Raw genomic sequence first — 16,272 nt, forward strand, 5'->3', positions numbered from 1 at the left:
ACGCGACGAACGGCCGGCTCCCTGGATCCGGGGACCGGAGCGGATATCACCCATACTGGTGATGCGCGCGGCGTGGGGGCCGCCCACGAAGGAGGGCAGCGGAAACACCACCGTGGGTACGGGCGACGGAAAGGCCCCGGCTCCGACGGCGGCCCCAACGGGCCCTCGTTCCCGCTCCCTTGCGCGCCTCGGCTGCGGACGGGGCGCCTACGGGGTGTGTGCCGTGTTCCGCATGCGGGCGGCGTCCCGGCTCGGGGGAGCGCCGAACTGGCGGCGGTACTCGCGGCTGAACTGCGAGAGGTTGTCGTATCCGACGCGTTGGCCGACTCCGGTGACGTCGCCCGGGTGTGTGGCGAGCAGCAACCGTGCCTCCTGCAGCCGGATCTGCTTCTGGAACTGGATCGGGCTCATCGCGGTCACCGCCTGGAAGTTGCGGTAGAAGGCCGAGACGCTCATCCCGGAGCGACGCGCCACGTCCTCGACCCGGAACGGCTCGGCATAGTGCTCGCGAATCCAGCGCACCGCCCGGGAGACGTGGCTGAGGCCGCTGTCGGCCAGGCCGAGTTGGCGCACCGTCGCACCTTGCTCGCCGGCGATCAGACGCCACAGGATCTCGCGCTTGACCAGCGGGGCCAGCACGGAGCGGTCACGGGGTTCGTCGAGCAGGCGCAACAGTCGCACCACCGCGTCCAGCAGCGCCGCCGGGGCGTCGCTGACGGCGATCCCCGACGGGGCGCCCCCGCCGGCCCGGGGGATGTCGCCCGGGCCGGCCTGCAACAGCAACTCCGCGATGGCCGACGGTTCCAGCGTGAGCCCGAAGCCCAACGCGGGCCGGTCGGGGACCGCCTGGGTGAACTGCCCGGTCACGGGCAGGTCGACGGATGCGACCAGGTACTGCCCGGGGCCGTACTCGTAGACCCGGTCGCCGAGCGCGAGGCGTTTGGCGCCCTGGGCGATGACCGCGAGCACCGTGCCGGACGTCGAGGGCGCCGGCGGATCCGGCCGGTCCACCCTCGAGACCAGGACGCCGTCGATGTCCGTGGTCGAGTCTGGGCGGGCGTGCCGGGCCAGCAGGGTGCGGAGCTCTTCGAAGGGCATGTGCCCATTGCAGCACCCTTGCGTGCGACAGCTCTCCCGCATGAGAGGAACGTGCAAGGACGAGCGAGCATCGTTCTAACGTTTCCGCAGGTCAGCTCGGTTGAATGGAGTCACCCCACTCCATCACCGGGAAGAAGGAATCGATGATTGCGCAGTACGGCTTCAACGCCACCCTCACCGCCAGGCCCGGAACGGGCGACCGGCTGGTGGACCTGCTGCTGACCGGGTTGAACGAGGGCAGCCCCGGCGCGAGCGAACACTGCCTGGTCTACCTCGTCTCCCGATCCGCGTCCGATCCCGACGTCGTCCACGTCACCGAGGGATGGACCAGCGAGGAGGACCACCACCGGATCTTCGCCGGCGAGGCCGCCCAGGCCATCGTGGCGCAGATCGACGGACTGCTGGCCGAAGAGCCCGCGTACACCGACTACGTCCCGGTCCGCGGTAAGGCCGCCTTCTGAACCGGGACGCCGCTGCCCGGGTGACCCCGTCCCCGACCTGCCGTCCGTCACCACCTCACGAAAGGCCCACGACCATGAGCGCGAGCATGCCCGCGACCCCGCCCACGACCACGCCGCGACCCGCCCTGGACCCCGAACTGCGTGATCTCCTGGCCGACATGCCGCTGATGTCCCGGCTCAGCGCGGAGGTGCTCGCGCAACTGCGCCGGATGCCGTCGCCGCCCGTCGACTCCCTCCTCGCCCACCGCCCGATCGACCGGCGCGAGTTCACCGTGCCGGCCGAGGACGGTACGCCCCTGCCCATGTCGGTGTTCAGCCCCGCGGGCGCAGATCGCAGCACGGCCGCACCCTGCATCTACTGGATGCACGGCGGTGGGATGGTCATGGGCGACCGGTTCGCACAGATCGACATCCCGCTGGAGTGGCTCGACACCTTCGGCGCGGTCGTCGCCTCCGTGGACTACCGGCTCGCCCCGGAGGCCACCGGCACCACCCTCGTCGAGGACTGCTACCAGGGCCTGCTCTGGATCTGCGCACACGCAGAGGAACTGGGCATCGACCCCGCCCGGATCGTCGTCGCCGGCGCCAGCGCGGGCGGCGGACTCGCGGCCGGAGTCACCCTGCTGACCCGTGACCTGGGCACCCCCGCCATCGCCGCCCAGATGCTGATCTGCCCCATGCTCGACCACCGCAACACCACCGCCTCCAGCCGCCAGTACTCCGGAGGCCCCGGCGTCTGGACCCGGGAGATGAACGCGTTCGGATGGCGCGCGGTCCTCGGTGACCGCACCGGCGACGAGGTGTCCCCGTACGTCTCGCCCGCGCTGGCCGACGACCTCCGGGGCCTGCCGGCCACCTACGTCGACACCGGCTCCGCCGAAGTCTTCCGCGACGAGGACACCGACTACGCCACCCGCATCTGGGCGGCCGGCGGCCAAGCCGAACTCCACGTCTGGGCAGGCGGTTTCCACGGCTTCGACGCCCTGTACCCGCAGGCGCGCATCTCGGCCACGGCCCGCCGGACCCGCACCGACTGGCTCGCCCGGCTCCTGACCCCGCACGGCGCCGCGTGACGCCGAGATGCGTGAGGGGGTGCGCCGGAATCCCGGCGCACCCCCTCTCCGTCACGGCAGGATCTCGACGTACCCGTCGGTTCCGTGCACGCGGATCCGCTGCCCGTCCCGGATCAGCCGGGTGGCCTGCTCCACGCCCACGACGGCCGGCAAGCCGTACTCCCGGGCGATCACCGCGCCGTGGGTCATCAGACCGCCCACCTCCGTCACCAGGCCTGCGATGCCGACGAACAACGGCGACCAGCTGGGGTCGGTGAAGGTCGTGACCAGGATGTCGCCCGCCTCGAGTTCGGCCTCCGCGATGTCGAGGATGACGCGGGCCCTCCCCTCGATGGTCCCGGCGGAGACCGGTACGCCGACCAGGGCGCCGGGCGGCACGTCGTCGCGCCGGTACGCCCCGGTGAGGGCCTCGCCGTCCGACGTGAGGACCCGGGGCGGTGTGAGCGCGTGGTAAGACCGGAACGCGTCCTTGCGCTGCCGGATGAGCCGGGCGTCCACCTGGTGCGAGCGCACGACGTCGTGGAGTTCCTGGAAGGTGAGGAAGAAGACGTCCTCCTTCTCGGGAAGCACCTCGGCCTGCACGAGGCGTTCGGCCTCCTCCAGCAGGGCCCGCTTGTAGACGAAGTAGCGGCTGACGATGCCGTACTTCGGGTACTCCCGGTACCCGATGAAGGTCCGGACCCGGTCGATCATCCGCTTGGTCTCGTCGGCCTTCCGGTCCCCGTCCGGCAGGGCCCGCAGGCGCGACAGCACGTCCCGTTCCTTCTCCTGCGCCTTCCTCCGGCCGTCCTCGAAGCGCCGCTGGGCGGCGCCCGGCTCGAAGTTCCTGACGTTGTCGAGGATCACGGGCACGAGCGTGGTGGGGCGCTCCCGCCAACGCGGCCTCGTGATGTCGATCTCGGCGACGCAGCGCATGCCATACCGGTCGAGGTAGCCCTCGATGGCGTCGCGTGCCTCGGTGCCCCCGGCGAGCTTCGGCAGCTCGTCCAGGAAGTCCTCGTCCTGGACGTCCTGGAGGAACGCCACCACCTCGGGGTGCGGGCGGATCACGTCCGCGACGTCGAGCAGCGCCAGTCCCATCTCCGACGTGATGTTGTCGGGGGCGGACAGCGTGAGCGTGTCAGCCGCGTTCTTCTCGCCCAGCCACTCCTGCAGCTTGTCGTTGAGCCACCAGGTGGCCTCCATCCCCGCCATGATCGCCTGCATGTTCAGCGGATCACCGAGGACCCGCTTGTGCTCCTCGAAGGCCTCCAGCAGGAAGGCGAACAGCGCCGGCCCGGTCTTCGCCTGGATGTCGCGCTCCAGGGCGGCGATGGACACCTGGCTGCGCTCGATCAGCTCGGTGACGATGGCCGGATCGGTCTCGATCGTGGCGGGCGCAGCGCCGAACGGGGGCTTGCCGGGAGGTGCGTCCGGGAGCGACGGGACGAAGTCGTCGCGGTCGAGGACGGTCTCCAGGGCGTCCCTGACCAGCGGATCGCCCTTCCCCATGACGTCCAGGAGGGCGGCGCGGCTCGCGGGCGAGGCCAGGCGCCGGGTGGCGTCGACGAACAGCCTCCCGCCGGCCGCGTGCATCGGCGCCATGGCCGTCAGCTGCCACATGGACAGCCCCAGGGGCTTCATGGGGTCGGTCATCATCTGCTGATGGCCGACGGAGACGTAGACGTGGTTCTCCTCGTCCCCGGCCTCGGGGATGGGGAACAGCGTCGTGATCGGCCGGCTCTGGACGATCTGGAAGGCGTCGTCGACCAGGCACCATTCGATGTCCTGCGGGCGGCCGAAGTGCGCTTCGATCCGCCGCCCGAGCTGCACGAGCCGCACGACCTGCGCATCCGTCAGCGCCGGCTCCTCCTGCCGCTGCGCGTCGATCGCCACCTCCTGCGTGCCGCCGGCCCGCAGGGCGTGAACGGCACGCTGTTTGGCGGCGATCGCCTTGGTGACGACTTCGCCGTCCCGCACCGTGTAGACGTCCGGGTTCACCAGGCCGGAGACCAGGGCCTCGCCGAGGCCGAAGCCGGCGTCCACGGTGGCGACCTTCCGGTTGCCCGTGACGGGGTCGGCCGTGAACAGGATGCCGGCCGCGTGCGGGAAGACCATCTGCTGCACGACCACGGCCATGTGGACCGTACGGTGGTCGATGCCGTTGCGCTGGCGGTAGGTCACGGCCCGCTCGGTGAACAGCGAGGCCCAGCACCGGCTGACGTGCCGGAGGATCGCCGTCGGCCCCACGACGTTCAGGTAGGTGTCCTGCTGACCGGCGAAGGAGGCCGTCGGCAGGTCCTCCGCCGTCGCGCTGGACCGGACGGCGTACGCGGCCTGCTCGCCGAGCTGGGTGAGCGGGCGGGTGATCGCTGCCGCGAGATCGCCAGGGATGACGATCCCTTCGATGGTCCGGCGGATCTGTGCGCTGAGCGTGCGGATCGCCTCGCGGTCATCCTGGTCCAGGCGCGACAGCTCATCGAGCCGCTCACCGATCGACGGCGCCTGCGCCATGATCCGCCGGAAGGCGTCCGTCGTCACGCAGAAGCCGGCCGGCACGCGGATGCCTTCGATCCGCGACAGCCCGCCCAGGTGCGCGCCCTTGCCGCCGACAACCGTGACCTGCGTTTCGTCGACCTCTGGCAGATCGATCACGTACTGCACGTCGTGCCCTCATTTCCGCAGGTTGTGGCCTCGGCCGACGATTGTGCGCCACCCCCGGGGCCTTGCCGCAAGCCCCCCGGTGCGCTATACCTTGAGAGTGGCAAGGAGAGACATCTCCTTGCCTTTGCCATTTCACCGTCCGCGGGAACCGGCGAGTGGACGTCCCACAGGTCTGCGGATGCGGCCGCGGAACCAGGAATGCGAAACGGCCCGCCGGAGGAACCGGCGGGCCGTCACGAAGACCGTGGCTAGGGGATGCGTATCGTCACGGACTTGCCGGGCTCGAGGGTGAGCTGCTTGCGGAAGTCGCCGGCGCGCAGCTCGGTGGCGGTCCCGCCGGTGCTGCGGACGGTCGCCTCGGTCACCTTGCCGTAGCGCCAGGACAGGTCCACCTCGAAGCCGCCGCGGGCGCCCACTCCGGTCACGGAACCCTTGGCCGCCCAGGCCTGGGGGAGTGCGGGCAGCAGCTCGATGATGCCCGGCCGGGAGTAGAGGATCATCTCCAGCGCGGCGGTGGCACCGCCCAGGTTCGCGTCGATCTGGAAGATCGTGTAGCTGCCCTGGCTGTACATGTCGAACCAGTTGGCCGAGGTGCCGTTGCCGTTGGTGATGGACGGCCGCAGCACCGTCAGGTACAGCTGGTAGGCCTTCTCCGCGTCCTTCAGCCGGGACCAGCACAACGACCGCCACGCGCACCCCCAGCCGAAACTGTCCATGCCGCGGGCGGTGAGCAGCGCACGGACCCCTTCGAGCAGCTCCGCCGGGCTGGTGTCGGCGGCGATCCGGTCGCCCGGGTAGAAGCCGATCAGCGGCGACAGGTGCCGGTGCGTGACCTCGCCGAGGTTGTCGGGGGTCATCCATTCCTCCAGCCAGCCGGTCTTCGGGCTGACCCGGGGCAGGTAGAGCTTGGCCTGCATCGCGCTGAGCTCGGCAGCCAGTTCGGTGTCCCGGTGGAGCACGCGGGAGGCGGTCTTGAACTCCTCGAAGAGCTCCCACGCCAGTTCCTGCCCGTAGGTGTTGCCCTTCCCGTCCGGACCGTGCTCCGGCGACCAGGAGGTGTCGTCGATCAGGACCTGTTGGGACGTGCCGTCCGTCCCGGTGACCGTGGTGCTGATCAGGCGCGCCTGCCAGAACTCCGCCGCCCCCTTCAGGACGGGGTAGATCAGCCCCAGGTAGGCGCGGTCCTGGCTGTACTCGTAGTGCCGCCACAGGGAGTTGCACAGCCAGGCGTTGCCGGAGGGGTGCCAGGCCCAGCCGCTGCCGCCGTGGATGTTGGTGGAGAACGCGACCGCCCACCCGGCGATCTTCCCCGTGCTGTTGCGGAACCGGTTGCGTCCGTCGTTGAACAGCCGCTTGGTGACGTCGGTCCAGACCGGCAGCTGGGACACGCAGTACCGGGCGAGGGCGTACGCGTTCTCGCCCAGGCCGGCCGGGTCGGCCAGCCAGTAGTTCATCTGGACGTTGATGTCGGTGTGGTAATCGGCGTACCAGTCCGGGTTGTTGTTGTGCACCCAGATGCCCTGCAGGTTCATCGGCAGCCAGTCGCGGGAGCCGGTGATGGTGAGGTAGCGGCCGTACTGGACGTAGGCGGCCTCCAGTTCCGGGTCCGGCGTGGTCGCGTCGGTGTACCTCACGGCGATGCGGGACCAGGAGTCCAGGGACCGCTGCAGCGCCGAGGACTCGCCCAGGTCGATGCTGAACCGGTTGTAGAGCCGGTGGTAGTCGGACACATGGGTCTTGAGCAGCTCGTTGCCGGACACCTTCGCCGCGGCGGCGATCTTGGCGCGGGCCACCGCGAGGGGGTCGGTGCCCGGCTCGCGGAACTTCTTCGCGGCGTCGGGGGAGTAGTCGGTGCCGCCGCACACCACGATCAGCAGCTCCCGGCACCCGGCGAAGGACAGCTTGTCGCCCTCCACACTGACCCGGCCCGACGCACTGACCGCGGTCACCGCCGCCGCGTAGCGCAGACCGTTCTTCAGCGTCCCGGCGAACGACACGTGCCCGGTGCCGCCCGCGGTGGTCTCGCCGTGCGTGCCGGCCAGCGAGACCGTACCGGTGTGCGGCCCGCCGCTGAGCCGGACGACGACCACGTCGTCCGGATGGCTGGCGTACACCTCGCGGCGGTGGAGGTTGCCCTCGTGCAGGTACTCCGCGCAGACCACGCCGTTGCTCAGGTCGAGCCGGCGACGGTACTTGCTCACCGCCTTGCCGGAGTGGCCGGGCAGTGCGATCCGGAGCTTGGCCAGGAGGCCGAAGCTGCCGAAGTCGTCCGGACCGTACGGCAACTGGCCGTCGTCGGTCAGGGTGTCGTTGGTGCCGCCGGTCCAGAACGCGCCGTCGGTCAGGTAGAGGAAGTCGTCCGCCGGATCACCACCGACCAGCGCGCCCAGCCGGCCGTTGCCGACCGGCAGTGCCTCCTGGATGATGCGCGCCTCGTTGGCGGGCGTGCGGTACCAAAGCGACGTGGCCTTCCCCTCCGGGACGATGTCCACGCTGGTCGGACGGGCGGGAGCGGCATGTGCGGCGAACGGGTAGAGGCCGCTCGACAGGGCGAGGGCACCACTGGTGGCGCCGGCCAGGCGGAGGAAGTCACGTCGGGAAGAAGCGGACACGGCAAGGGTTCCCTTCCAGGGTCACAGCAGCCCACGAAAAGTATTCATAAATAATCAACTTGTTTCGCCCATGTCAACGGCCGATGCCAAATTAACCCGACCTTTTCCCTTGCCGCTGTTGATCTTATGGAGTTTTAGTCCGTGATTTCCCCATCTTCGGCTCGAACTCCACGGTCCATGATGAGAGGAGGTCGGATGTCTGTGCGGCGGCGGCGAAGATGTTCTGACGGATCGTCGGGTGTCAGTGCACGCACGCGCATCGACGGCGACGCGTGATGTGGTGTCGAACGGCCGTCAGGGGGCAGGCGCGGCCGCACCGTGGGTAGGGACAGCACTGTGGACCCTGCCGAAGTGACGAACGCCGACGCCTGGACCGCCTACGGAGCCCACCACGGGGCCAGGGGCACCGACGTTCCCGACGCGGACGACATCTCCTGGGGCTTCTGGCCGGACGAACACGGCGTGGAGGCCCTGGGCGACGTGCGAGGCCGGCGGGTCGCGGACCTCGGATCGGGCCTGGGCAGGCATGCCGCCCACCTGGTCCGTGCGCACGGTGCCGACGTCGACGCCGTCGAAGCCTCGCCCACCCAGTACGAGCGCGCCGCCGCGCGCTACTCGGCCGTGCCGGGGCTGCGCCTGATCCTGGCCGACGCGGTCGAGCATCTGCGGCGGGCGGATCCGTACGAGGTGATCTACTCCGTCCACGGTTTCGCGTACGTCGACCCGCGACGGCTGCTGCCCGCCGTCGCGGACGCGCTGGCACCGGGCGGCAGGCTGGTGTTCTCGGTCCTGCACACCGACTCCGACGGCCAGGGCCCCTCGGTCACCGTCACGGCCCGCCCGCAGATCCTGCCCCTGGCGGGCGGCGGGCAGCTGACCGTGCAGATGTGGGTCCTGGCACCGCAGTTGTGGCGGGACCTGCTGGAGGAACACGGCTTCGTCGTCGAGGGGATCGAGGTCCTGGACGCGCCGGAAGAGGGTGTCCCGACATCCTGCCGGCTGTTCCGCGTACGTCGGCGCACCCGGGTCACCAGCCGCCCCCGCACCACCAGCCCGCCGCCGCCGAACACCGCCCTCGGCGTCGGGGCGATCCTGCACGGCCCCCGCGGTCTTCTGCTGGGCCGGCATCGCCGGGGTACGTGGGAGCTGCCCGGGGGTTCGGTGGAAAGAGGGGAGTCCCTGGCCGGTACCGCCGCCCGTGAGGTGAAGGAGGAAACCGGCTGCACCGTACGCGAGGAGGACGTCGAGCTGCTCGGCCTGCTCCTGGACGAGGCCCAGGGCATGCTGCGGGCGACCGTGGCCGCGGTGATCACCGCATGGGACGGCGAACCGGCCGACCAACCCGGCGAGCGCGTGGGCGACTGGCGGTGGTGGCCGCTCGACCGGCTCCCGAACGGCCTGTTCGTCCCCAGCGCTCAGTGCCTGACCACCTGGCGCCCCGACCTGCCGATCGAGCACCCGCCCGCCCGGCTCCATCCCCTGCAGGCCCGCAGCGAACATGCGTGAGTCCAGGGAGCTCCTGGTCGTGTGAGGCGGCGAGCGGGGAGTGGACGCGGGTGCCCGTCGGGGTGTCAGGTCGGCTGCGGGCGGAGTCAGAAGGGAGGTGTGTCGTCCGCCGCGAGGGTCCATGACGGTCCGGCCGGGCGCGGGACGGGTTGTTGCAGGCGCGCTATGGCGTCCTTGACGCGGCCGAGGTCCATGAGGTGCCGGGCCACGATGGCGCGGTCCTCGGGAGCATGCTGTTCGAGGAAGGCGAGGGTTTCCTGGATACGTCCGGCGTCGGCGAGCAGGCCGGCGGTGGTCCGGGCAGGGAACCTGTTGCGGCTCTCGGGGTGTGCCAGGGCCTGTTCGAGGGCTTGCTCATGCCGGCCTTGTGCGGCCATGAGCGTCAGCCGGCATCGGAAGACCTCCCATTCCTCCGTGCCGCCGTGGCGTTCCTTGAGGGTGTCGAGGTAGGCCAGGCCGTCCTCGGGGCGGCCCAGATCGGCGTACTGGGTGGACAGCATGTCGATGATCCAGTCCTCCGGGCCGAGCGTGTCGGCAAGGGTGCGGAGCACCTCGAGCGCCTCGTGGCCCCGCCCGTGCCGTGACAGGAGCCCCGCCAGGTGCACGGGCCGGTGCACCTGGTGGCCCGGGGAGTCGCCCGGCTGCCGGTACACCGCGATCGCGCCCTCCAGGTCGCCCCGCTCCTGGAGCAGTTCCGCCAGCCGCTTGGCGGCGTGCCCGTGGGGTTCGGTCGCCGCGTAGGTGCGCAGTTCCTCCATGCGGGCGTGCCGGGCCGCAGGTCGGCCAGTTGGTCGCGGTTGTTGACCGAGGTGATGTCACGGGTGTGCAGGAGTGCCACGGCCTCGTCGACGCGGCCCTGGCGTTCGCGGATCGCGGCGAGGAGGCCGACGGCGTTGGAAGGCCTGAGGGCGCGGTCGGGGCACGTCGGGTCGCCGCAGTGGTGTCCGGCCTCGATGCGGGCGGTCAGCAGTGCGGCGGCGTCCTCGTCCCGGCCGGCGCCTTCGGCGACGTCGACCAGGACGTCGGCGAGGAACCAGTCCGTGATGTGCGGGAGCAGCAGGGCGAACGCCTCACCGGCCCGGCCGTGCCGCGCGAGCAGGCGCGCGAAGAACGCCAGCGCCAGTCGGTCTCCGCGCTCGGCATGCGGCCGGGCCAGGGCGATCGCCTCTTCGGTCCTGCCCCACCCTTCCAGGAGCCCGGCGGCGGTTTCGGCGGCGTTCCACCAGCCGGTCGCGACGTAGGGCGCGAGGACCTCCCGTGCTCGTGCCTGCTGTCCTTGCTCGGCGAGCAGCCGGGCCTGCTCGCGGGCGCAGAACCACTCGCCTCGGCCGGCCTGGAACGCCACCTCGTCGGCATGGCCGAGCTCGAAGAGGCGGGTGACCAGGTGCGGGGGGATGCACCCGGTCCGCGTCCGCGTACGGTGGTCAAGATCAGCCGCGTCCATGGATAACGCGTGCCGCCGACAGCCGTGCCCATCAAGCGCCCGGTGGCTCCCTCGTCAGGCCGCGTCGGCTGCCTCGGCCAGGATCCGGGCCAGTTCGGCGGGCTGGGTGATCATGGGCCAGTGGCCCGAGTCGATGTCGGCGAAGTCGACGTGCTTGGCCCGGGCGAGCTCCGGGACGTCGCCGGCGTTGATCCACTCCTGCGCCTGCGTGGGCGTGAACTCGGGGCATACGACCACGACCGGGACGTCGAACCTCCGTTCGTCCGTCAGTCGCACCACCGCCTTGGACACGCCTGCGGGTACCGGGATCGCGGCGGCCGCCAGCTCCCGCCTGGCGCCGTCGTCGAGGTCGGCGGCGTCCGGTCCCTCGAAGGGGCCCCAGCCGGGGAAGGGCATGACGCCGCCCGTCACCTCGAAGAAGTCGGCGTACGGCTGACCGCCGGCGGTCGGGAAACCACCGATGAGGGCGACCTTGGCGACCCGCCCCGGCCGCCGGTCGGCAGCCAGCCAGGCCAGCGTGGAGGCGGCGGAATGCCCCACCACCAGGGGCTTGCCGGGTGCGGCGTCCACCGCGGCGAGCACCGTCGCCAACTGGTCGTCGAGCGTGGCGGACACGGAGCCGTCCCCCTGGCCCGGCAGGGTGAGCGGCACGGGGCGGTGGCCGAGCGATTCCAGCGCGGACGCGACGCGGCCCCACACGGATCCGTTCAGCCACAGGCCGCCGATGAGCAGGATGTCCATGGTCGGTTTCCCTTCTCCAACTTCGTGGACGCCACCGTAGGAGGAGATCCGGACGATCCACTGCCGGTTCATCCGGATTAACCTGCTCCCGTGCCGAACGACCTCAGCCCCACCGCGCGGGCGCTGCGCGCCCTGGAGATCCTCCAGACCCGCCCCGGTACGACGGCCGGCGAACTCGCCGTGCGGCTGGGCGTCACCGAGCGCGCCGCGCGCCGGTACGTCGGGATCCTCCGGGAGGCCGGCATCCCCGTGGAGTCGGCCCGGGGGCCGTATGGCGGGTACCGGCTGGGGCGCGGGACGAGGCTGCCCCCGGTGCACTTCACGCAGTCCGAGGCCCTCGGCCTGGTGATGGCGGTGCTCAGCGCCCAGCCGGCAGCGGCCGGCACCGACGACCTGGTCGGCGCAGCCCTGGGCAAGGTCGTCAAGGCGCTTCCGGAGAGCGTCGGCCAACAGGCCGCGCTGCTGCGGGAGTACGCGTCGGCCGCGGCGGACCCGTACGCGGCGCGCCCCGATCCGGCCATCACCAGCGAAATCGTCGACGCCGTCGCGGCCCGGCGGCGCGTGTCGGTCACGTACCGCAGCGAGGCCGGCAACGAGTGGGAGGCGGAGGTGGACCCCTGGTCCGTCGTCGTCCGCTACGGGCGCTGGTACGTGCTGTGCCACTCCCATCGTGCGGACGCGATCCGCACCTACCGGCTCGACCGGATCCGTGCGGTCCGGCCGACCGGGCACGGCTTCGAGCCGCCCGAGGGCCTCGACCCGGTGGCGGCGCTCGAGGAGAACCTCGGCCTGGGGTGGGAGTTCTCCACCCGCGTGGTGTTCGACGCGCCCCTGGTCGAGGTGGCCCCGTGGATCCGGCCGCCCATGGGGCGGCTGGAGCCCTCGGGGGAGGGATGCGTGCTGGTCGGCAGTACCCGCAATCCGGACATGTACGTGCAGGAATGGCTGGCGAGGGTGCCGTTCGCCTTCCGCGTCGAGGGCGGGGAGGAGCTGCGTGCCGCGGTTGCGGCGCTCGTGGCGCGTTTCACCGCCGCCGTGGCGGACCGGTCCTGACCACGGCCTCGACGCGGAAGGCGTGCGGGGTCGGCGTGGCGTCGCTGCTTGAGCCGGTCATCGGCAAGGATGTCCCGTCAATGCGGTGATCTCCCGTGGGGGCGGGAAAGGGGATGGCGCATTTGGGGCATGTGTGCGGTCATGGGAACTTTCATGGGTCCTGGCGGAGTGTCACGGCGCAGGCTGCTCGGTGCCGTGGCCGCCCTGACGCCCGTCGTTGCCGTTCCGGCCGTGCCCTCGGCCGGTGCGGCCGCCGTGGCGCCCGAGCCGTATGCGGACCTGGGGGAGGAGGCCGTCGCCTCGTTCCGCAGGGCGTGGGACGCCTACCGGCGGCTGGCCTGGGGCCGTGACGAGCTGCGGCCGCTGCGTGGCTGCGGTGCGGACTTCTTCGTCCGGGGTCACACGTTCGGCCTGACGATCGTCGAGGCGCTCGACACGCTGTACCTGATGGAGCTGGACGAGGACCTGGCCGCGGCCGTCCATTGGGTGCGCGACGAACTCGTCCTCGACCAGGACGTGTCGGTCCAGGTCTTCGAGTCGATCATCCGGCTGGTCGGCGGGCTGCTGTCGGGGTACCTGGCGACCAGGGAACCCGTGCTGCTGGATCTGGCCCGCGACCTCGCGGACCGGCTGATGCCCGCCTTCGTCAAGTCACCCACGGGCGCCCCCTACCGCTACGTCAACCTCTCCACGGGCGCGGTGGGCGGCCGGGTCAACTACCTCGCCGAGATCGGCACCTGCATCACCGAGTTCGGGGAGCTGTCCCGGCTCACCGGCGACCGCTCCTACTACGGTGCGGCCAAGCGGGCGCTGCGCGCGGTCTGCGAACGTCGCTCGCGGCTGGACCTGGTGGGCACCAGCATGAACGTCGAGACCGGGGAGTGGACCGGCACTACCGCCACCCTCGATCCGCCCGTCGACTCCTTCTACGAGAGCCTGTGGCACGGCTGGGCGCTGTACGGCGACGAGGAGCTGCACACCTGGTACACCACCCTGACCGCCGGGATCTTCCGGTACCTCGCCGACCGGGACACCGGGCGGCTGTGGTTCCGGCAGGCGCGGATGACCACGGGCCGCGCTGCCGGCCACGTCGAGTCCGGGCTGACCGCCTTCTACGCCGGCCTGCTCGCCCAGAGCGGCCGCCTCGCCGGCGGTGAGAGCTACCTCGACAGCTGGACGGCCGTGCTCGACACCTTCCGCCTGCCGCCGGACCTCTTCGACTACCGGACCCTGCGCGCGATCGACCCGTCCTACCCGCTGCGCCCGGAGTACGCCAATTCCTGCCTGCTCCTGTGGCTCACCACCGGGAAGGAGCTGTACCGCGCCCGCGCCCGCGAGATGTTCGGCCGTCAGGAGCGCTACTGCAAGGTCCGCAACGGCTACACGGTCGTCCGGGACGTGACGGCGTCCCCGGTGGAGCTGGGGGACCTGACCCCGGCGTACTGGTTCAGCGAGAACGCCAAGTACTACTTCCTGCTGTTCGCCCGGGCGCGCCGCTTCGACTACCGCTCCAGCTATCTGACGACGGAGGGCAACGTCCTGCGCGGGCTGCTGGAGCCTGGTGCCGCGTCCGGCACCGTCGGCCCTGCCGGGAAGTGACGCCGGGCCGCCCGGCCGCCCCCGTGGTCACCCGTCATCGCCCGCGTGGGCGAGCAGTTCCTCGGGCGACCAGGCCAGGCGCCCGTCCGCGAAATCGGTCAGCACGCCCCGGACCCACGCCAGCTCCGCCGCCGTCATCGTGCGCACGTAACCGAGCTCCAGCGTCGCGATCCGCGGCAGCCCGCTGTCCGCCTCCCGGGCGAGGTCCGCGTCGTGCTTCGCGAGGGCCGTCTCCAGGGCCTCGGCGCGGCGGCCGAGCGCATCCCGCAGTGCCTCCGGCGTCAGCATCATGATGAGCGACAGCGCGGCGGGAAACTCGGGGAACTCCTGCTTCGGCGTGGAGAGCATCTCGTCGAGCCAGCGGTGCGCCGCCTCGCTGCCCGCCTCGGTGACCTCGTACACGGTGCGCTCTGGGTACTGCGCGTCCCGGCCCGTCTCGCGGACGGCGATCAGCCCGGCGGCGAGCAGGCGCTCCATGGTCCGGTACAGGCCGGCCCGCTGACCGACGTTGACGACCTGGTCCTTGCCCCATTCCTTGAGCAGCCGCTGGATGCCGTAGGGATGCAGAGGCTTGTAGTGCAGCAGGGCCAGGACGGTCAGGGCGAGGGGGGAACTCCGGGGCGCAGTGCTCATGACCCGATGCTACCCACGGTCAAACTAGTTGACTAGAGACTAGTTGCAGTGCAACTATCACGTCATGACGAACTCGACTGGCACCACGAACGGCAAGGTCCGCTCCGCACTGGTCATCGGCGGCGGCATCGCCGGTCCCGTCACCGCGATGGCGCTCCGGCAAGCGGGCATCGAGGCGACGGTCTTCGAGGCGTACGACGGCCCGGCCGACGAGGTCGGCGGCGGCATGGGACTGGCGCCGAACGGATTCCAGGCGTTCGACGCGATCGGCGTGGGCGACGCGGTCCGCGCGGTCAGCGCCGAGATGAACGGCATGGTGCTGCAGAGCTGGAACGGCAAGAAGCTGGCCGAGTTCGGCACGCTGCCCGGTATCGATCCGACGCGCTTCGTGTTCCGCGCGGAGCTGTTCCGGACCTTGCGCGAGGCCGCCGAGGAGCGGGGCGTGGCCACCGTCTACGGCAGACGCATCGTCGACGCGAGCGAGGACGCCGAGGGTGTCACCGCGCGCTTCGAGAACGGCAGCACGGCGACGGCGGACGTGCTCATCGGCGCGGACGGACTGCGCTCCACGGTCCGCGGCCTGATCGAACCGACCGCCTCCGCACCGCAGTTCGCGGGCACGGCCGGGTTCGGCGCCATGGTCGCCGACTCCGGCGTCGCGCCCACCGACGGCATGATGCACATGACCTTCGGCAAGCGCTGCTTCTTCGCCTGGCAGGTCTTCGCGGACGGCACGGGCCTGTGGTTCGTCAACCTGCCCGTGGCGCAGCCGCTCTCGGTCAACGAGCAGCGCGAGCGCGGCGGCGCCTATTGGCTGGAACACCTGGCGGAGGTCTGTGAAGGCGACGCCACCCCGGCCGGGCGGATGCTGGCGGCCACCGACCCGAAGACCATGCTCTTCGCCGGCAGCACCGAGAGCATGCCGCAGCCGGTGCGCTGGAGCCGCGGCCGGATGGTCCTCACCGGGGACGCCGCCCATGCGCCCTCCTCCAGTTCCGGCCAGGGCGCCTCGCTCGCCGCGGAGAGCTCCGTCGAACTCGCCCGCTGTCTGCGCGACCTGCCCCTGCCTCAGGCGCTGGCCCGCTACGAGGAACTGCGCCGGCCCCGGGTGGAGCGGATCATCAAGGAGACCGCCCGCACCAACGCCCGCAAGGCCGCGGGCCCGGTCGCGCGGGTGATCCGCGACGCGCTGCTGCCGACGATGTTCAAGCTGATGAAGCCCGAGAAGAACGCCTGGCAGTTCCGGTACCCGATCGACTTCGACGCCCCGGTGGCGTGACGACCGGAACCGGCTGAGCTGCGAGGAGTCACCCGGTCGGCTACTGAATGTGCACGTCTTGCAACGCAAGGTGATCCTTGCTGTGGGCTCGCTGCTGTCCATGCCAGCTTCCTCTCCGGGCGGCGTCTGC

General features: G+C 71.2%; 13 protein-coding genes. 7 read left to right on the forward strand and 6 right to left on the reverse strand.

Annotation, left to right across the window (positions count from 1 at the left end; all coding sequences use genetic code 11):
• Positions 1-207: 207 nt before the first annotated feature.
• Positions 208-1,098, reverse strand: a complete 891-nt coding sequence (locus ACFYYN_RS35585) for an AraC family transcriptional regulator (protein ID WP_500549006.1) — start codon at positions 1,096-1,098, stop codon at positions 208-210.
• A 143-nt stretch (positions 1,099-1,241) separates the two neighbouring features.
• Here ACFYYN_RS35585 and ACFYYN_RS35590 point away from each other — a divergent pair, with 143 nt between their 5' ends.
• Together ACFYYN_RS35590 and ACFYYN_RS35595 are read left to right on the forward strand one after the other, a co-directional pair.
• Complete coding sequence (locus ACFYYN_RS35590; RefSeq protein WP_500549007.1) at positions 1,242-1,559, forward strand: putative quinol monooxygenase; 318 nt, start codon at positions 1,242-1,244, stop codon at positions 1,557-1,559.
• Between the two features lie 74 nt (positions 1,560-1,633).
• A complete protein-coding gene (locus ACFYYN_RS35595) occupies positions 1,634-2,632 on the forward strand; it encodes an alpha/beta hydrolase (protein WP_500549008.1) in 999 nt (332 codons plus the stop codon).
• Between the two features lie 51 nt (positions 2,633-2,683).
• Here ACFYYN_RS35595 and rph read toward each other — a convergent pair whose 3' ends face one another.
• Both rph and ACFYYN_RS35605 read right to left on the reverse strand, forming a co-directional pair.
• Positions 2,684-5,275: a rifamycin-inactivating phosphotransferase gene (rph, locus tag ACFYYN_RS35600; protein ID WP_500549009.1), complete on the reverse strand. Its 2,592-nt coding sequence runs from the start codon at positions 5,273-5,275 to the stop codon at positions 2,684-2,686.
• A 248-nt stretch (positions 5,276-5,523) separates the two neighbouring features.
• Positions 5,524-7,887, reverse strand: coding sequence for a glycosyl hydrolase family 95 catalytic domain-containing protein (locus ACFYYN_RS35605; protein ID WP_500549010.1), 2,364 nt, complete (start codon positions 7,885-7,887; stop codon positions 5,524-5,526).
• A 351-nt stretch (positions 7,888-8,238) separates the two neighbouring features.
• On the opposite strand from ACFYYN_RS35605, the gene ACFYYN_RS35610 reads away from it, so the two are divergent.
• Complete coding sequence (locus tag ACFYYN_RS35610; RefSeq protein ID WP_500549011.1) at positions 8,239-9,393, forward strand: bifunctional class I SAM-dependent methyltransferase/NUDIX hydrolase; 1,155 nt, start codon at positions 8,239-8,241, stop codon at positions 9,391-9,393.
• An 86-nt stretch (positions 9,394-9,479) separates the two neighbouring features.
• Here the strand turns inward: ACFYYN_RS35610 and ACFYYN_RS35615 are convergent, their stop codons facing one another.
• On the reverse strand, positions 9,480-10,151 hold the full coding sequence (locus ACFYYN_RS35615; RefSeq protein WP_500549012.1) for a hypothetical protein: 672 nt from the start codon (positions 10,149-10,151) through the stop codon (positions 9,480-9,482).
• Between the two features lie 65 nt (positions 10,152-10,216).
• Here ACFYYN_RS35615 and ACFYYN_RS35620 point away from each other — a divergent pair, with 65 nt between their 5' ends.
• Positions 10,217-10,843: a hypothetical protein gene (locus tag ACFYYN_RS35620; RefSeq protein ID WP_500549013.1), complete on the forward strand. Its 627-nt coding sequence runs from the start codon at positions 10,217-10,219 to the stop codon at positions 10,841-10,843.
• A gap of 48 nt (positions 10,844-10,891) precedes the next feature.
• Here ACFYYN_RS35620 and ACFYYN_RS35625 read toward each other — a convergent pair whose 3' ends face one another.
• Positions 10,892-11,578, reverse strand: coding sequence for an alpha/beta fold hydrolase (locus ACFYYN_RS35625; protein ID WP_500549014.1), 687 nt, complete (start codon positions 11,576-11,578; stop codon positions 10,892-10,894).
• Between the two features lie 90 nt (positions 11,579-11,668).
• On the opposite strand from ACFYYN_RS35625, the gene ACFYYN_RS35630 reads away from it, so the two are divergent.
• Together ACFYYN_RS35630 and ACFYYN_RS35635 are read left to right on the forward strand one after the other, a co-directional pair.
• Complete coding sequence (locus tag ACFYYN_RS35630; protein WP_500549015.1) at positions 11,669-12,631, forward strand: helix-turn-helix transcriptional regulator; 963 nt, start codon at positions 11,669-11,671, stop codon at positions 12,629-12,631.
• A gap of 153 nt (positions 12,632-12,784) precedes the next feature.
• Positions 12,785-14,230: a glycoside hydrolase family 47 protein gene (locus ACFYYN_RS35635; RefSeq protein WP_500549016.1), complete on the forward strand. Its 1,446-nt coding sequence runs from the start codon at positions 12,785-12,787 to the stop codon at positions 14,228-14,230.
• A 27-nt stretch (positions 14,231-14,257) separates the two neighbouring features.
• Here ACFYYN_RS35635 and ACFYYN_RS35640 read toward each other — a convergent pair whose 3' ends face one another.
• Positions 14,258-14,863, reverse strand: a complete 606-nt coding sequence (locus ACFYYN_RS35640; RefSeq protein ID WP_500549017.1) for a PadR family transcriptional regulator — start codon at positions 14,861-14,863, stop codon at positions 14,258-14,260.
• Positions 14,864-14,927: 64 nt separating this feature from the next.
• Between ACFYYN_RS35640 and ACFYYN_RS35645 the strand changes: the two genes are divergently transcribed.
• Positions 14,928-16,142 carry an FAD-dependent oxidoreductase gene (locus ACFYYN_RS35645; protein ID WP_500549018.1) on the forward strand — a complete coding sequence of 405 codons (1,215 nt, stop codon included), beginning with the start codon at positions 14,928-14,930 and terminating at the stop codon, positions 16,140-16,142.
• Positions 16,143-16,272 lie beyond the last annotated feature (130 nt).

The organism is Streptomyces sp. NPDC001902 (assembly GCF_042891295.1).
Classification (GTDB): Bacteria; Actinomycetota; Actinomycetes; order Streptomycetales; family Streptomycetaceae; genus Actinacidiphila.